This window comes from Acuticoccus sp. I52.16.1, assembly GCF_022865125.1.
In the GTDB taxonomy this organism is placed as follows: Bacteria; Pseudomonadota; Alphaproteobacteria; order Rhizobiales; family Amorphaceae; genus Acuticoccus.
The window spans coordinates 3,913,079-3,928,321 of sequence record NZ_CP094828.1 but is presented as its reverse complement, the minus strand read 5'-3'; the positions used below and the strand labels follow the sequence as shown (position 1 = coordinate 3,928,321).

Genomic DNA, 15,243 nt, shown 5'->3' with positions numbered 1-15,243 from the left:
TGTGTTCGTGCCGGGCGCTGTGTAGCCTGCCGCGGGGCGCGCGCGAAACCCACCGCCCGCACGCCGGTCCCGCAAAGTGCGTCAGCGGCGCGGCAGCGGCCCTTCCGGTCGCCCGCGATGCCCGGCGAGGCGCATCATGCGGCGAAATGTCGGGCACTCCATGTGGCTGGGCGCGGGGCAGACGGCGGCGTGGCGCAGTCCGTCGCGCAGCGCGCTCAGTTTGCGGATCGTGCGGTCGAGCGTCTCGGCCTTGGCCTCCAGGTCGGCGGGCTGGATCGCGAGGCGGCCGTCGGACCCGAACATGGCGCCGATCTCGTCCAGCGAGAAGCCGGCCGTGCGACCGAGCGCGATCAGCGACAGCCGCTCCAGCACCGTCGCCTCGAAGAGCCGTTTCAGCCCGCTGCGGCCGACCGAGACGATGAGGCCCTTCTCTTCGTAGTAGCGCAACGTCGACGCCGGCAGACCCGAGTGCCGCGCGACGGCAGATATATCCATCAAAGGCATGCTTGACCTCAAGTCGACTTGAATTCGTAGCCTCGCGCCGGATCCGAGAAACCGCAAGTCCGAGGCCCCGATGCACGCTCCATCCACCACCGCCCCACGCCCCATCTGGCGCGACCCGCGCGCCCACGCGCTGCTGCTGGCGGCGACGCTCAACATCATGACCAACGCCACGGTGAGCCCCGCCCTCCCCGGCCTCGCCGGCGAGTTCGCCGATGCGCCCGACACCGCGCTCCTGCTGCCCCTCCTCGTCAGCGCGCCGTCGCTGACGGTGGCGCTGGCGGCGCCCTTCTGCGGCGCGGCGGTGGACCGCTGGGGGCGGCGCCCGCTCCTCGTCCTCGGCGTGGTCCTCTTCGCGCTGGTCGGCACGGCGGGTCTCGTTCTGCCGACGCTGGGAGGGATCCTGGCGAGCCGCTTCCTGCTCGGGCTGCCGATGGCGCTCATCATGACGGCGCAGACCGCACTGCTGGGCGACATCTACGCCGGGGAGGCGCGCGGGCGCTTCTCCAGCTACCAGTTCGCGGCGATCAACTGGGGCGGGTTCGTCTTCATCATGCTGGCGAGCACGCTGGCGGGGCAGTCGGCGCGGCTGCCGTTCGCGGTCTACGCCCTGCCGCTCCTCTTCGCGCCGTTCATGTGGCGCGTGCTGGCGGGCGCGGAGGTGCCGGGGCGGCGGCCGGCGGCGGGGACGGCGGGCGAAGGGCGGCGCGGCTGGGCGTTCGTCGTCGCAGTGGCGGCGGGCGGGCAGATCCTCACCGGCGCCCTCTTCTTCCTGATGCCGACGCAGATCCCCTTCGCCGCCGAGGTCCGCGGGCTGGACGGCGCGGCGACCACCGGCCTCGTCCTCGGCACCTTGATGCTGGCGGGCGGAGTCGGCGCCCTCGGCGCGCAGCCGCTGCGGATGCGGTTCGGCCGCGCGGCGACCATGGCGCTCGGCTTCGCGGCGATGGGGGCGGGCTTCGCGGCGCTGGCAGGCGCGGCGACTGGCCCGGCGATGGCCCTGGCGGGGGCGGCCATCGGCGCCGGCTTCGGCACCGTGTCGCCCCACTTCGTGACACTCGCGCTCGACGCCGCCCCCGCCGCCCGGCGCGGCATGACGGCGGGGATCGTGACGATGAGCATGTATCTGGGGCGGTTCCTGTCGCCCTTCGGCAGCGAGCCGATGATCGCCGCGCACGGCTTCGCCGTCACCTACGACGCGACTGCCGTCGTCTTCGCCGTCTTCGCCGTCTGTGCCGCGGCGGCCGGCGCAGCCCACCTCGTCGCCCGCGAGAGCTGACCGCGCGGGGCAACGAAAAAGGGGCGGCCCGGCGGCCGCCCCTCGATCATCCTTCGCCGCGGGTCGCCCCGCGTCGTGCAGGAGAGCCCGGTCAGGCCGCCTTGCTGGCGGTGCGGTCGCGCTTCTCGGCCTGGAGGTTCTCGGCCATCAGGAACGCCAGCTCGATCGCCTGCTCGGCGTTGAGGCGCGGGTCACAGTGCGTATGGTAGCGGTCCGACAGCGTGTCCTCGGTGACGGCGCGGGCGCCGCCGGTGCACTCGGTCACGTTGGTGCCGGTCATCTCGATGTGGATGCCGCCGGCGTGCGTGCCCTCGGCCCGGTGCACCGCGAAGAACGACTGCACCTCCTTCAGCACCCGGTCGAACGGGCGCGTCTTGTAGCCGGCGACAGAGATCGTGTTGCCGTGCATCGGATCGCACGACCACACGACCTTCTTGCCCTCCCGCTTCACCGCGCGGATCAGCGCCGGCAGGTGGTCGAGCACCTTGTCCGCGCCGAAGCGGCAGATCAGCGTCATCCGCCCTGCCTCGTTGTCGGGGTTGAGGAGATCCAACAGCTCGATCAGCCCGTCGGCCGTCAGCGACGGGCCGCACTTCAGCCCCAGCGGGTTGTTGACGCCGCGGCAATACTCGACGTGCGCGTGGTCCGGCTGGCGCGTGCGATCACCGATCCAGATCATGTGACCCGAGGTCGAGTAGTAGTCGCCGGTCAGCGAGTCGACGCGCGTGAAGGCCTGCTCGTAGCCCAGCAGCAGCGCCTCGTGCGAGGTATAGAGCTCGGTCGACTGGAGCTGCGGCGTCGACTCGGCGGACACCCCGCAGGCGCGCATGAACTCGAGCGACTCGGAGATACGATCGGCCAAGGCACGGTATCGATGGCCCTGGGGCGAATCCTCGACGAAGCCGAGCATCCACGAGTGCACGTTGTCGAGGTTGGCGTAGCCGCCCTGGGCGAACGCGCGCAGGAGGTTCAACGTCGCCGCCGACTGGCGGTACGCCATTTCCATGCGCTGCGGATCGGGGATCCGCGCTTCCTCAGTGAACTCGATGCCGTTGACGATGTCGCCCTTGTAGGACGGCAGCTCGATCCCGTCGCGCTTCTCCATCGGCGAGGAGCGCGGCTTGGCGAACTGGCCCGCGATGCGGCCGACCTTGGTGACGGAGGACGCCGACCCGTAGGTCAGCACGACCGCCATCTGCAGGAAGACGCGGAAGAAGTCGCGGATGCCGTCCGGGTGATGCTCGGCGAAGGCTTCGGCGCAGTCCCCGCCCTGGAGCAGGAAACCACGACCCTCGGAAATCTCGGCCAGCTCGGCTTTGAGCGCGCGCGCCTCACCTGCAAAAACGAGCGGCGGATAGGACGCGAGGCGCTTCTCCACGGCGTCGACCGCCGCGGTATCGGGATACTCGGGAATCTGCTTGGCCGGTTTGGCGCGCCAGCTGGACGGACTCCAGCCCGGCGCGCTGTGGCGAAGCGGTGTCTCGTTTCTCATGGCGCTTACCCAACACGTTCAGTGTTGGGCTTCATCCGTCGACAGGAACGTAACGTCAACCATTGTTAGCATCCGATCGCACAACGAACGCTCGTTTTCGGTCAACTGTTGGGCACGCGGGTAACGGGGTGCCGCTCGGTCGTTCAAAATCGGCACATGCCATCCGTCCGTGGTGGCGAAGAAGCGCTCCACCCCCGCCTCGCCGAACTCGGTGAGGAAGCCCTGCACGACGACGTCGACGTACGAGAGGTGCACCGGGCTCGCCGCGTCGCCGAACCGGTCCGCCTCGGCGTTGGCACGGAAGATCAGCGCCCCCTCGCCCAGCGCTTCGGCCAAGAGCGGATCGTAGCGGTACTCACGCGCGTTGATCACGGGGCGGACCTCGTCCTCGAAGGTGACGAGCAGGCCCTCGATCGTATCCTCGCCCGGCACCACCGACAGCGCGCAGACCCCGCCGGCATGGGCGATGCTGGTCGCCCGCCACGCGCGCCGCCAGCCGGAGAGGCTCACCGGCTCGGCCGCGACGTGCGGCGGCAGGGTCAGACGATTGACGAGCGAGCCGTAGCCGAAGACGGAGAAGGTCAAGCCGCCTCGCGCCTCAGCTGTGCGGAGGGGGTGCGCATCGTCACCAGCTCCTCGGCGGCGGTGGGGTGGACGGCGACGGTGGCGTCGAAGTCGGCCTTGGTGGCGCCCATCTTGACGGCGATGCCGAGCACCTGCGCCATCTCGCCCGCCCCGTGGCCGACGACGTGGACGCCGAGCACCTTGTCGGTCTGCGCGTCGACGAGCACCTTCATCAGCATCCGCTCGTCGCGGCCCGACAGCGTGGCGATCATCGGCCGGAACGAGGCGCGGTAGACGTCGACCGCGTCGAACGCCTCGACGGCCTCCTGTTCGGTCAGCCCCACGGTGCCGATCTCGGGCTGCGAAAACACCGCGGTCGGGATCAGCGTATGGTCGACATGGCGCGGCGTGCCGCCGAACACCGTGTCGGCGAAGGCGTGCCCCTCGCGGATCGCGACCGGGGTCAGGTTGACGCGGTTGGTCACGTCGCCGATGGCGTAGATCGAGGGGACCGACGAGCGGCTCTCGTGATTGACCTTCACGGCGCCGACGCCGTCGAGTTCCACGCCGGCGGTCTCCAGGCCCAGCCCTTCGGTGGCCGGGCGGCGGCCGGTGGCGAAGAGCACCTGGTCGGCGGCGAGCGTCTTGCCGTTGGAGAGCGTGGCGGTGATCCCGTCCGCGCCCTTCTCCAGCTTGGAGAAGATCGTGTCGAACTCGAACTTCACGCCGCGCTTTTCCATCTCGGCGCGGACGCAGGCGCGGATCTCGTCGTCGAACCCGCGCAGGATCTCCGGGCCGCGGTAGACGAGCGTGGTGTCGGCGCCGAGACCGTTGAAGATGCCCGCGAACTCCACCGCGATGTAGCCGCCGCCGGCGATCACCACCCGCTTCGGCATCTCCTTCAGATAGAAGACCTCGTTGGAGGTGATGACGTTGTCGATCCCGGCGAGGGTCATGTCGAGCCAGGGCGAGCCGCCGGTCGCGACGAGGATGATGCGCGCCGTGACGGTGCGGTCCTCCTCGCAGATGCGCACCTCGTGCGGGCCTTCCACCACGGCCCGGCTCTGGAACAGCTCCGCGCCCGAGGCGGTCAGGTTGCGGATGTAGATCGCGTTGAGCCGGTCGATCTCGGCGTCCTTGGCGGCGATCAGCTTGGCCCAGTCGAACGTCGCCTCGGGGACGGTCCAGCCGTATCCGGCGGCATCCTCGAACGCCTCGGAGAACTGCGAGGCGTAGACCATCAGCTTCTTGGGCACGCAGCCGCGGATGACACAGGTCCCGCCGACGCGGTGCTCCTCCGCCACGGCGACCTTGGCCCCAAAGCCGGCCGCGATCCGCGCGGCGCGGACGCCGCCGGACCCGGCGCCGATGACGAAGAGGTCGTAGTCGAACTCGGCCACGGCCTTAGAGTGCGCCCGCCGCCACGAGGCGCTTGCGGGACTCCTCCAGCATCTGCTGCGAGAGCTGCTGCTCCCACTGGCGCGCGGCGCCGACGCTGAGCGCGGTGATCGAGGGCGTCAGCTCGACGAACTTCTTGCCCGTCTCGCTGGCGAAGAAGGCCTTCATCTCCTCCAGCTCGGCCACCGTGAAGCGGCGCGCCCAGACCTCCTGGATCGTGCGGGCGAGGTCGACGCGGCGGGGCGCATACTCGATGGCCACCGCGAACACCACCTCCTCGACCTCGCGGGCGATGCTGGGGTTGTTGCGGGTGAAGATGGTCTGCACCTGGTTGGCGATCCGGGGCAGGATGTCGTCGAACGTGGCGGCCGACTCGGTCAAGTCGACCACGTCCTGGGCCAAGGCCAGCTGCTCGGGCGTGAACGTCTCGTCGGCGGAGGTACCGCCGGAGGCGGCGTTGTTCTGGGCGAACGCGGGCGCGATGGCGAGGGACAGTCCGAAAGCTGCAGCGAGTGCGAGTGCACGCATCGTGGGACCCCTAACGGTCAACTGGCGATATCTGGGCGCTTGAAGCAAGTCGCGGCGCAAGTTGCAAGCCGGGCGTGCTAATGGCGTCACCGTGGGCAACGGTTATCCCGTGCCGAGAGCGGAGGCGCAATGTGAACGGACTGGCGGTGTTCGACCTCGATGGGACGCTGGTGGACACCGCGCCCGACCTCATCGACACCTGCAACGTCGTGCTGGGATGGCGCGGCGTCCCGCCCATCGACGCCACGATCCTGATGCCGCACATCTCGATGGGCGCCAAGGCGATGATCTCGGCGACGCTGATCGAATCCGGCACCTCACTGCCCCCGGACGAGATCGAGGGCGCCTACCGCGACTTCCTGGAGCACTACGCGCTGCGCATCGCCAAGCTGAGCCGCCCCTTTCCCGAGCTTCTCGGCGCACTCGACACGCTGGACGCGGCGGGCGTGGGCCTGGCGGTCTGCACCAACAAGCGCGAGGCCAACGCCAAGCAGCTCCTCGCCGAGCTGAAGCTGATCGACCGCTTCCGTTTCGTCGCCGGGTTCGACACCTTCGCCGTCTCCAAGCCGGATCCCGGCCACCTGACGGCGACGGTCGAGGCGGCGGGCGGCGATCTGGCGCGCACGGTGTTCGTCGGCGACAGCCGCGTCGACCTGATGACGGCGCGGGCGGCGCAGGTGCCGTTCGTCGGCCTCGCCTACGGCTACTCGGACGTGCCCATGCTGGACCTCGCCCCGGACCGGCTGATGGCCCGCGGCGAGGACGTCGGCGCCGCCATCCTGGAGCTGATGCCCGCCGCCTGACCGCCGGCCGCCGGCCGCTGGCGCGGTTAGGCCTCCAGCACCCGCACCATGTCCGGGATCGGCACCGAGCGGCGGGTGGCGAAGTCGAGCAGCATCGCGCGCACGTCGCCGCGGGCGAGGACGGTGCCGGTGCGCACCTCGTCGACCTGGTGCACGATCGCGACCGACTTGGGCGCCACCTCGTGGATCCAGGAGATCTGCCGCAGCACCATGCCCGGCGTGACCGGCGCGACGATCGTCAGCTTCTGCTCGACGGCGATGCGGCCATGGCGATGCTCGTTGAGGTACGCGCCGGTGACGCCGGCGAAGGCCCAGGCATGGGCACCCCCGTCGCTGAAGCCGCTGATGAACTCGTAGGTGCGGTACCGCCCCGCCGCGTCGAACGCGCTCGGATCGGCGACGCGCACGTTGGAGACCGTCGCCGCGCCGCGCTCCAGGCGGTGCACCGCGTCGGCGGGCTCGGCCGGCGCGAGGGGGACGCTGCGGGGCATCGCCGCGGCCACCTCGTCGGCCGCCACGGTCGGCACCTCGCCCAGAGCGTCGACCAGATCGAGCGCGGTGGCGGCCACGGCGTCGGTCGAAGCGTCGATCAGCAGGTGGACCACACGACCGTCGGCCGGGCCGCCCACCACGCGAGCCGAGCGCACGCGAGTCAGCGCGTCGAAGCGCAGCTCGCGGTGGAACCGGACGTGACGGCAGCGCGCGACGGCGCTGGGCTGGCCGGCCAGCGCGCACAGCATCTCCAGCGCCTCGTCGTAGCGCTTGGCGTAATAGCGGACGTTGAGGTGATCGTTGGTGTCGCACTCCCAGCTTTCAACATATCCCACGTGCGTGTCGACGAGCGCCATCGATCGGTGTGTCCTCTTCAAAGGGTCGCGGCGCAGCCTTCTGCGCCGGCGGGTCGCTCCCAGGCTTATGGGCCCCGGCGCCGTCCGTCGAGCCGGGGCGGTGGACAAGCCGGCGCGAGACGGGTGGCGCCGGCGGCTGGCTTGCGCCCTATGATGAACGCAACCACGAGACGACGAGCGGGAGGGGACCCATGGAGATCGACGGATCGGTAGCGGCGATCGTCACCGGCGGCGCCTCGGGCCTCGGTGCGGCGACGGCGCGAGCGCTGGCGGCGCGCGGGGTCAAGGTGACGCTGTTCGACCTCAACGCCCCCAAGGGCGACGCGTTGGCCCGCGAGATCGGCGGCGCCTTCTTCAAGGTGGACGTCGCCGACGAGGAGAGCACGGTCGACGGCTTCATGGCGGCGCGGGCGGCGCACGGGCAGGAGCGGATCCTGGTGAACTGCGCGGGGATCGGCAGCGGCGCCCAGCGCACCGCCAGCATCGACCGCGACAGCGGCCACCCCACCCGCTTCCCCACCGACCGGTTCGACAAGGTCGTCGCGGTCAATCTCGTCGGCACCTTCCGATGCATCGCCATCGGCGCGGAGGGGATGCTCACGCTCGACCCGCTGGCCGGTGGCGAGCGGGGCGTGATCGTCAACACGGCCTCGGTCGCGGCCGAGGACGGGCAGATCGGACAGGTCGCCTACGCGGCCTCGAAGGCCGGCGTGGTGGGCATGACCTTGCCGATCGCGCGGGACCTCTCGGCCGCCGGAATCCGGGTGAACACAATCCTGCCGGGGATCTTCGACACGCCGCTCCTGGCCTCGGCACCGGAGAAGGTGCGCATGGCGCTGTCGGCCGCGGTCCCCTTCCCGCAACGCCTGGGGGACCCGTCCGAGTACGCCCACCTGGCGCTGACGATGATCGAGAACCGCTACTTCAACGGCGAGGACGTCCGTCTCGACGGTGCGATCCGCATGGGTCCGCGCTAGGCCGCGGCACGGGCCCTGCATCGGCCCCTGCACCGATGCCGTCGGCGGGGGCTCCGGGCGGGACAAAGGTGGTTCGGCGCCTCGACAATCGCGGGGCCTTGGGTCACGATTTCGCCCGACCGTCCGCCATTCCAGCGCCTGACCGCACCATGCCCCCAGCCGACCTACCTGGCCGACCCGGCCCCACTCGGCTCGCACCTGGGAGAGCGTCTTGAGCGCAGTCGACCACAGCCGCGACGGGCCGCCGGTGCCGTGGCGCACACGCGCGCTGTGGCGGCTGCGCAGCCTCGCCGTGGCGCTGCCGCCCTACGTGTGGCTCCTCGCCTTCTTCTTGGCGCCGTTCCTGATCGTGCTGCGGATCTCGTTCTCGGAGGCGGTGATCGCCCAGCCGCCTTATGCCCCCGCGTTCGACCTGGCGGACGGGATCCCCGGGTTGTGGGCCAAGGTGCAGGAGTTCACCACCTACAACTACGCCTTCCTCGCCGAGGATTCGCTCTACTGGCGCGCTTACCTCTCCTCGGTGCGGATCGCGGCGGTTTCCACCGCCGTCACCCTCGTCATCGGCTTTCCGATGGCCTACGCCATGTCGCGGGCGCCGCGGCGCTGGCGGCCGCTGCTGCTGGCGCTGGTCATCCTGCCGTTCTGGACCTCGTTTCTGATCCGCGTCTATGCGTGGATCGGCATCCTCAAGCGCGACGGGCTCCTCAACCACTTCCTCCTCTCCACCGGCGTCATCGGCGAGCCGCTGACGATCATGAACACCGACCTCGCGGTCTATATCGGCATCGTCTACGCCTACCTGCCGTTCATGATCCTGCCGCTCTACGCGTCGCTGGAACGGCAAGACCCGGCGTTGCTGGAGGCGGCGTCCGACCTCGGCAGCCCACCCTGGCTCGCCTTTTGGCAGGTGACGGTGCGGCTCGCGGTGCCGGGCATCATGGCGGGGTGCCTGCTGGTCTTCATCCCGGCGGTGGGCGAGTTCGTGATTCCCAACCTCCTCGGCGGATCGGATACGCTGATGATCGGACAGACGCTGTGGGACGAGTTCTTCTACAACCGCGACTGGCCGCTCGCCTCGGCGGTGGCGGTCTTGCTGGTGCTGGTGCTGGTGGTGCCGATCACCATCTTCCAGCGCGCCCAGGCGAGGACGACCGGCTGACATGTCCCGATTCACCCGCTTCAACGCCGTCTCGCTGACGCTAGGCTTGGCGTTCCTCTACCTGCCGATCGTGCTGCTGGTGATCTTCAGCTTCAACGAATCGAAGCTCGTCACCGTGTGGGGCGGCTTCTCCACCAAGTGGTACGTGGCGCTGTTTCAGAACGCGCAGCTCCTCGACGCGGCGCGCGTGTCGATCCTCGTCGGTCTCGCCACCGCGACCATCGCCACGGTGCTCGGCACGCTGGCGGCGGTGGCGCTAATCCGGGCGCAACGCCTGCCCGGCCGCTCGCTCTTCACCGCGATGACCTATGCGCCGCTGGTGATGCCCGAGGTGATCACCGGCCTCTCTATGCTGCTTCTGTTCGTGGCGCTGGGGATCGACCGCGGTTTCTGGACGATCACCGTCGCCCACACCACGTTCGCGCTGTGCTTCGTGGCGGTGGTCGTCCAGTCCCGCCTCGCCGCGTTCGACACCAGCATGGAAGAGGCGGCGCAGGACCTCGGCGCGCCGCCGTGGCAGGCGTTTCTGCTCGTCACCCTCCCCGCCATCGCGCCGGCCGTCGCCGCGGGCTGGCTCCTCGCCTTCACCCTGTCGCTGGACGACCTGGTGATCGCCAGCTTCACCTCCGGTCCGGGGTCGACCACATTGCCGATGCGCATCTTCTCCTCGGTGCGCCTCGGCGTCTCGCCGGACATCAACGCCGCCTGCACCATCCTCATCGGCTGCGTGGCGGTGGGGGTGATGGCGACGACCTTCGTGATGCGTCGCCGGGCGATGCAGCCGGCCCCGTGAGGACCGGCCGTCCGCTCACCGCGTGGTGACGACCACCTTGCCGATCGCCTGGCGCGAGGCGAGGTGCTTGATCGCCTCCGCCCCCTCGCTGAGCGGCCAGGTCCGGCTGACGCGCGGGCGCACCTTGCCCTCGGCCCACCAGTCGAAGAGCTGGGCGACGTAGGCGCGGTTCTTGTCCGGGAAGCGCCGCGCGAAGGCACCCCAGAACACCCCGCGCACGTCGCAGCTCTTCAGCAGCGTCAGATTCAGCGGCAGGCGCGGGATGCCGGCTGTGAAACCGGTGACGAGGTAGCGCCCCTCCCAGGCGATGGAACGCAGCGCCGGCTCGGCATAGTCGCCGCCGACCGGGTCGTAGATCACGTTGGCGCCGTCCTCGCCCACGGCCGCCTTGAACTCCGCCGCCAGCGCCTTGGACGCCGCCTTGTCGAGCGGGCCGCGGGGGTAGATGACCGCCCCGTCGGCGCCCGCCGCCATGATCGCGTCGGCCTTCTCCTGGCTGGAGACGGCGCCGATCACCCGCGCGCCGACCGCCTTGCCGATCTCCACCGCCGACATGCCGATGCCGCCGGCAGCCCCCAGCACCAGCAGCGTGTCGCCCGCCTTCAGCTCGCCCCGGTCGAGCAGCGCGTAGATGGTGGTGCCGTAGGTGAAGAGAAGCGCCGCGCCCTCCGTCGCCGAGACGCCCTGCGGCAGCGGGAAGGTATCGTTCGCGTCCGCCGTCGCGAGGGTCGCCATGCCGCCGAAGCGGGTGTCGGCGATCACCCGGTCGCCGGGTTTGAACGTCTCCACTCCCTCGCCCACGGCCTCGATCACGCCGGAGACCTCGCCGCCCGGCGCGAAGGGACGCTCCGGCCGGTACTGGTACTTGTCCTCGATCACCAGGACGTCCGGAAAGTTGAGCGCGCAGGCCTCGGTGCGGATGAGCACCTCGCCGGCCTGGGGCACGGGGTCCGGCATCTCCGCATATTCCAGCGTTTCTGGCGGCCCCGGCACGCGCGAGATCAATGCTTTCACGGATGTCCCTCCCTCTTGTTTCAGCGGCACCTTAATCCGATCGACCCCCGCTTGTGCACCGCCCCCGCGCGGTTCGCCGCCCGGTGCAGCCCGGGGCAAGCACGGCGCGGCACTCTGGCGCCGGCAGGGGGAGGACCGATATGGCGGTCGGCAAAGTCGTCGCGCTGGTCGACGGATCCATCTACTCGACGAGCGTGTGCGAGCACTCGGCGTGGATCGCCAAGCGCTACGACGTACCCGTCGAGCTGGTCCACGTCATCGGCCGGCGCGAGCAGGCGCCGCGCGACCTGCTCGAGGAGTCGGACCGCGGCGAGCTTCTGGAGAAGCTCCGTGAGGTGGACGGCAAGCGTTCCGAGCTGATGGAGGCGATGGGCGAGGCGATCCTCGCCGAGGCGGCCGGCATAGCGACGGGCGCCGGCGCGCCCGAAGTCCACCGCCGCCTGCGCCACGGCGACCTCCTCGACGCGCTGCACGAGCTGGAGGTGGACGCGCGCTGCCTGGTGGTCGGCAAGCGCGGCGCGGCGGCGGACTTCGCCAAGAGCCACCTGGGTTCGAATATCGAGCGTGTCGTGCGTGCGTCGCGTGTCAACGTGATGGTCGCAAACCGCAGCTTCGCGCCGATCAAGCGCTTCCTCGTCGCCTACGACGGCGGGCGCAGCGCCACCAAGGCGCTCGAGTTGATCTCGCGCAGCCCCCTCTACGACCACCTGCAGCTCCACATCCTCACCGTGTCCGGCAACAAGGCGGAGGCGGAGAAACGTCTGGAGCAGGCGGAGGACGCACTGAACTGGAGCGGCAAGGTGGTGTTCGACCATGTCGACGGCGAGCCGGAGAAGGCCATCGCCGACTATGTCGAGGATCACTGCATCGACCTCTTGGTGATGGGCGCGTACGGGCATAGCCGCGTGCGCAACCTCCTCGTCGGGTCGACGACGTCGCAGATGATGCTGTCGTGCAAAGTGCCGGTGCTGGTGGTCCGCTAGCTCAGACGGCCGGCGCGCCGAGCGCCTCGGACGCCGCCCGCCCCGCCGCGACCACCACCGGGGCGAGATCCTTGATGCGCTGGCGCGTCAGCCGCTGGGCCGGTCCGGATACGGTGATCGCGGCGATCACCGCCCCGCGGGCGTCCGCCACCGGCGCCGCGACGGCGGCGACGTCGGGCAGGTATTCGCCCAGGTGCCGCGCGTAGCCGAGCCGGAGGATCTGCGCCACCTCCGCATCGAGCGAGGCCGCGTCGGCGATGGTGCGGGCGGTGTGGACGGTGAGCGCCTGGACCGCCACGGGGCGCAACCGGTCATAGTTGTAGGCCAGCAGCACCTTGCCGGAGGCGGTGCGGTGAAGTTCGGCCGATTCGCCCTGCTCGGTGTAGGTGCGCAGCGCCTGACCCCCGTCCACCTTGTCGATCTGGATGACGCGCGCCCCGTCGAGCACCGAGAGGTGCACCGTCTCCCCGGTCGCCGCCAGCAGGCCGTGCATCGCCGGAGCGCAGAGCTCGGCGATGCGCTGGTGGCTCATCAACGCATGCCCCAGGCGCCAGAGCTTGAGGCTGGCGCGGTAGGTGCGGTCCGGATCCTGCACCACGTAGTCCATCTTGCGCAGCGTGCTGACCAGGCGGTGAACGTTGGACTTGTTCATCGCGAGGAGGGTCGCAAGCTCGGTGATGCCGAGGGGTTTGGGCGATGCGGCCAGCGCCTCCAGGATAAGCAGACCCTTGGACAAGGTGCTGTCCAACCGCTCTGTCATAGTGGGTGAACCACCTCTCGCGCCGACTTGAGATCCCTAACACAGCGTGCCAATATTTGGAACCGCTGTTCGATATATCAAAAATCGACGGCACGAATGCGACACGGCGGCCCCCAAGCGCCCGCCGCTGCCGGCGGAGGGGTCCCATGCACAACGTCATCGATCATGTCGCCATCGGCGCGACCACGCTGGAGACCGGCGCCGCCGCCCTGCGCGAGCACCTGGGGGTCGACATCGCGCCCGGCGGCAAGCATCCGGACATGGGCACGCACAACCGCCTCACCCGCACCGGCCCGGGCGAATTCCTGGAGCTGATCGCCATCGACCCGGCCGCGCCCGCCCCCGCCCATCCGCGCTGGTTCGCGCTCGACGAGGCGGCGACGCAGGCGCGCCTCGCCGCCGGCCCCGCGCCGGTCTCGTGGGTGGTGCGCACGGACGACCTGGAGCGCGTCGCCGCCCTCGCCAGCGCCGACATCGGCACCCCGCGCCGGCTGAGCCGCGGGTCGCTGACGTGGACACTCACCGTCGCCGAATCCGGGATCGCCGCGCTGGGCGGGCTGGTGCCCTCGTTCATCCAGTGGGATGCCGAGCCGCACCCGGCGGAGGCGATGCAGGACGCGGGGCTGAAGCTCGCCGCGATCACGCTGCGCACGCCCGACCCGGACGCCGTGCGAGCCTTCCTGGCGTCGGTCGAAATCGCAGACCTCGCGCAGGTCGAGCCCGCGGCCGCGCCGGCGATCGCGCTGACGTTCCAGACACCGGACGGACGCACCGTCACGCTGGATTGAACCGGCGGCGCTTCACGGCGCGCGAGCCGTGGCTGCGGCGCGCGCGTGCGTGCGTGTAGGTGCTCGCGTCGGTGCCGGTGCCGGGTCCGGCGTTAGTTGAAGAGCTTGCCGGCGGAGCGGAACAGGCCGCGGCTGCTCTTGGCGACGGAGGAGAAGAAGCCGGCGTCGTCGTCCTCGGCGGCATAGCCGAGCGGCGCGGTCGCCTCCGCCCCCGCGGTGGAGGCGACGGGGGCCTGCGCGTCGCGGCTCTCGGTCTCGGGCGTCGTGGTGCCGGCGACGGATGCGACCGCGGGCGCGGGTGCGGCGGGCGCCGGCGAGGCGTTCGCCGGCCGCTGTCCGCCGGGCGCCTGGCGCGGGACCGGCACGGCACCGCCGGCGCCGGTCGCGGTCGCGGTCGCGGTCGCGGTCGCGGCGGCCTCGGTGCTCGGCGCATCGCCGGCGCCGGTCTTGGTCTCGTCGCTGTCGGCGCGGGCGCGCGAGAAGAAGCCGGCGATCGCCTCCTCGCGATCTTCCCACGCCTTCTCGCGATCGTCGCGGATCTTGGCGCGCGCGACGATGGTCGCCCGCTTCTCGAGGTCGTCCGTGCGCTTCTTGGCGACGAGCTGCTCGACCGACGGGTCGACCTGATAATCGGGACAGGCCGCCGCGGCGGTGAACCGGCCACTCGTCGACGCGTTGAAGACGTAGCGCTTGCCGCACACGTCGACTTTCGGCGCCACGCCGGTCACCTCGAAGTGATCGGCCCCCTCCTTCAGGTTCTCCCAGAAGGCGAGGTTTTCGCTGTCGGCGTGCTTGGCCATGTTCTCCGGCGTCATCCGGAAGGGGAAGGCCTGGACCTGGAAGGCCTGCTGCCCGCCCATGAACGCCTCACGCGCCAGCGCGTAGATCTCGCCGACCGCCTGGTCCTCCATCGCGTAGCAGCCGCGCGAGGAGCAGTCGCCATGCACCATCAGGTGCGAGCCGGTGCGGCCGAGGCTACGGTCGAAGGCGTTGGGGAAGCCGAGGTCGAACGACAGGTAATAGGAGGAGTTCGGATTCATCTGGCCGCGGCCGACGGTGTAGAAGCCCTCGGGCGCCTGCCGGTCGCCCTCCTTGAGCTTCGGCCCCAGCTTTCCGGACCAAGCGCAAATCTCGTAATTTTCCAGCAGCTTGTACTTGCCCGACTTGTCGCGCTTCCACACCTCGAGGACGTCGTCCTCCTTGTAGATGCGCAGCATGATGGGCGAGCGTTTGTCCATGTTCAGGCGCGCCATCTTGCGCTCCAGTCCGGACGGGACCGGGGCGAGATGCTTGGCGGTCCCGAGGTCGGACACCTGGCAGCCGGTCAGGAGAACCGCCCCCAGCAGAGCCGATGCG

16 protein-coding genes are annotated in these 15,243 nt (G+C 70.3%); 7 read left to right on the top strand and 9 right to left on the bottom strand.

Annotation, left to right across the window (positions count from 1 at the left end):
• Positions 1-81 precede the first annotated feature (81 nt).
• A complete protein-coding gene (locus tag MRB58_RS17660) occupies positions 82-495 on the bottom strand; it encodes a helix-turn-helix domain-containing protein (protein WP_371747198.1) in 414 nt (137 codons plus the stop codon).
• A gap of 79 nt (positions 496-574) precedes the next feature.
• On the opposite strand from MRB58_RS17660, the gene MRB58_RS17655 reads away from it, so the two are divergent.
• Positions 575-1,780 (top strand): MFS transporter, encoded by a 1,206-nt coding sequence (locus MRB58_RS17655; RefSeq protein WP_244778412.1) that lies wholly within the window; start codon positions 575-577, stop codon positions 1,778-1,780.
• Between the two features lie 91 nt (positions 1,781-1,871).
• On the opposite strand, the gene MRB58_RS17650 is transcribed toward MRB58_RS17655, so the two are convergent.
• Genes MRB58_RS17650 through MRB58_RS17635 form a run of 4 tightly spaced genes read right to left on the bottom strand, consistent with a single transcriptional unit; the run spans position 1,872 to position 5,762 of the window.
• Positions 1,872-3,272, bottom strand: a complete 1,401-nt coding sequence (locus MRB58_RS17650; protein WP_244778411.1) for a class II 3-deoxy-7-phosphoheptulonate synthase — start codon at positions 3,270-3,272, stop codon at positions 1,872-1,874.
• A gap of 18 nt (positions 3,273-3,290) precedes the next feature.
• Complete coding sequence (locus tag MRB58_RS17645) at positions 3,291-3,857, bottom strand: gamma-glutamylcyclotransferase family protein (RefSeq protein WP_244778410.1); 567 nt, start codon at positions 3,855-3,857, stop codon at positions 3,291-3,293.
• Positions 3,854-5,236, bottom strand: a complete 1,383-nt coding sequence (gene gor, locus MRB58_RS17640; protein WP_244778409.1) for a glutathione-disulfide reductase — start codon at positions 5,234-5,236, stop codon at positions 3,854-3,856. Before gor ends, MRB58_RS17645 begins: the two co-directional genes overlap by 4 nt.
• Positions 5,237-5,240: 4 nt before the next feature.
• A complete protein-coding gene (locus tag MRB58_RS17635) occupies positions 5,241-5,762 on the bottom strand; it encodes a DUF2059 domain-containing protein (protein WP_244778408.1) in 522 nt (173 codons plus the stop codon).
• Positions 5,763-5,893: 131 nt separating this feature from the next.
• Between MRB58_RS17635 and MRB58_RS17630 the strand changes: the two genes are divergently transcribed.
• Positions 5,894-6,565 (top strand): HAD-IA family hydrolase, encoded by a 672-nt coding sequence (locus tag MRB58_RS17630; protein ID WP_244778407.1) that lies wholly within the window; start codon positions 5,894-5,896, stop codon positions 6,563-6,565.
• A 26-nt stretch (positions 6,566-6,591) separates the two neighbouring features.
• Here MRB58_RS17630 and MRB58_RS17625 read toward each other — a convergent pair whose 3' ends face one another.
• Complete coding sequence (locus MRB58_RS17625) at positions 6,592-7,413, bottom strand: thioesterase family protein (protein ID WP_244778406.1); 822 nt, start codon at positions 7,411-7,413, stop codon at positions 6,592-6,594.
• A 191-nt stretch (positions 7,414-7,604) separates the two neighbouring features.
• Between MRB58_RS17625 and MRB58_RS17620 the strand changes: the two genes are divergently transcribed.
• The 3 genes from MRB58_RS17620 to MRB58_RS17610 all read left to right on the top strand — a co-directional run bounded on the left by MRB58_RS17620 (position 7,605) and on the right by MRB58_RS17610 (position 10,342).
• The gene (locus MRB58_RS17620) at positions 7,605-8,390 is read left to right on the top strand and encodes an SDR family NAD(P)-dependent oxidoreductase (protein WP_244778405.1); all 786 of its coding nucleotides are present in this window, start codon (positions 7,605-7,607) and stop codon (positions 8,388-8,390) included.
• A 247-nt stretch (positions 8,391-8,637) separates the two neighbouring features.
• Entirely contained in the window at positions 8,638-9,549 is a 912-nt protein-coding gene (locus tag MRB58_RS17615) for an ABC transporter permease (protein WP_244782034.1), read from the top strand.
• A 1-nt stretch (position 9,550) separates the two neighbouring features.
• Positions 9,551-10,342, top strand: a complete 792-nt coding sequence (locus MRB58_RS17610) for an ABC transporter permease (protein ID WP_244778404.1) — start codon at positions 9,551-9,553, stop codon at positions 10,340-10,342.
• A gap of 15 nt (positions 10,343-10,357) precedes the next feature.
• On the opposite strand, the gene MRB58_RS17605 is transcribed toward MRB58_RS17610, so the two are convergent.
• Positions 10,358-11,356 carry an NADPH:quinone oxidoreductase family protein gene (locus MRB58_RS17605; protein ID WP_244778403.1) on the bottom strand — a complete coding sequence of 333 codons (999 nt, stop codon included), beginning with the start codon at positions 11,354-11,356 and terminating at the stop codon, positions 10,358-10,360.
• 140 nt (positions 11,357-11,496) lie between these two features.
• Between MRB58_RS17605 and MRB58_RS17600 the strand changes: the two genes are divergently transcribed.
• The gene (locus MRB58_RS17600) at positions 11,497-12,339 is read left to right on the top strand and encodes a universal stress protein (protein WP_244778402.1); all 843 of its coding nucleotides are present in this window, start codon (positions 11,497-11,499) and stop codon (positions 12,337-12,339) included.
• 1 nt (position 12,340) lies between these two features.
• On the opposite strand, the gene MRB58_RS17595 is transcribed toward MRB58_RS17600, so the two are convergent.
• Entirely contained in the window at positions 12,341-13,075 is a 735-nt protein-coding gene (locus MRB58_RS17595; RefSeq protein WP_244778401.1) for an IclR family transcriptional regulator, read from the bottom strand.
• A 170-nt stretch (positions 13,076-13,245) separates the two neighbouring features.
• Here MRB58_RS17595 and MRB58_RS17590 point away from each other — a divergent pair, with 170 nt between their 5' ends.
• Positions 13,246-13,887 (top strand): VOC family protein, encoded by a 642-nt coding sequence (locus MRB58_RS17590; protein ID WP_244778400.1) that lies wholly within the window; start codon positions 13,246-13,248, stop codon positions 13,885-13,887.
• 92 nt (positions 13,888-13,979) lie between these two features.
• Here MRB58_RS17590 and MRB58_RS17585 read toward each other — a convergent pair whose 3' ends face one another.
• Entirely contained in the window at positions 13,980-15,200 is a 1,221-nt protein-coding gene (locus MRB58_RS17585; protein ID WP_244778399.1) for a murein L,D-transpeptidase family protein, read from the bottom strand.
• Positions 15,201-15,243 lie beyond the last annotated feature (43 nt).

Coding starts and splice junctions, on each gene's coding strand:
- MRB58_RS17660 (WP_371747198.1), bottom strand. CDS start 495: ATGGATATATCTGCCGTCGCGCGGCACTCGGGTCTGCCGGCGTCGACG.
- MRB58_RS17655 (WP_244778412.1), top strand. CDS start 575: ATGCACGCTCCATCCACCACCGCCCCACGCCCCATCTGGCGCGACCCG.
- MRB58_RS17650 (WP_244778411.1), bottom strand. CDS start 3,272: ATGAGAAACGAGACACCGCTTCGCCACAGCGCGCCGGGCTGGAGTCCG.
- MRB58_RS17635 (WP_244778408.1), bottom strand. CDS start 5,762: ATGCGTGCACTCGCACTCGCTGCAGCTTTCGGACTGTCCCTCGCCATC.
- MRB58_RS17625 (WP_244778406.1), bottom strand. CDS start 7,413: ATGGCGCTCGTCGACACGCACGTGGGATATGTTGAAAGCTGGGAGTGC.
- MRB58_RS17620 (WP_244778405.1), top strand. CDS start 7,605: ATGGAGATCGACGGATCGGTAGCGGCGATCGTCACCGGCGGCGCCTCG.
- MRB58_RS17610 (WP_244778404.1), top strand. CDS start 9,551: ATGTCCCGATTCACCCGCTTCAACGCCGTCTCGCTGACGCTAGGCTTG.
- MRB58_RS17600 (WP_244778402.1), top strand. CDS start 11,497: ATGGCGGTCGGCAAAGTCGTCGCGCTGGTCGACGGATCCATCTACTCG.
- MRB58_RS17590 (WP_244778400.1), top strand. CDS start 13,246: ATGCACAACGTCATCGATCATGTCGCCATCGGCGCGACCACGCTGGAG.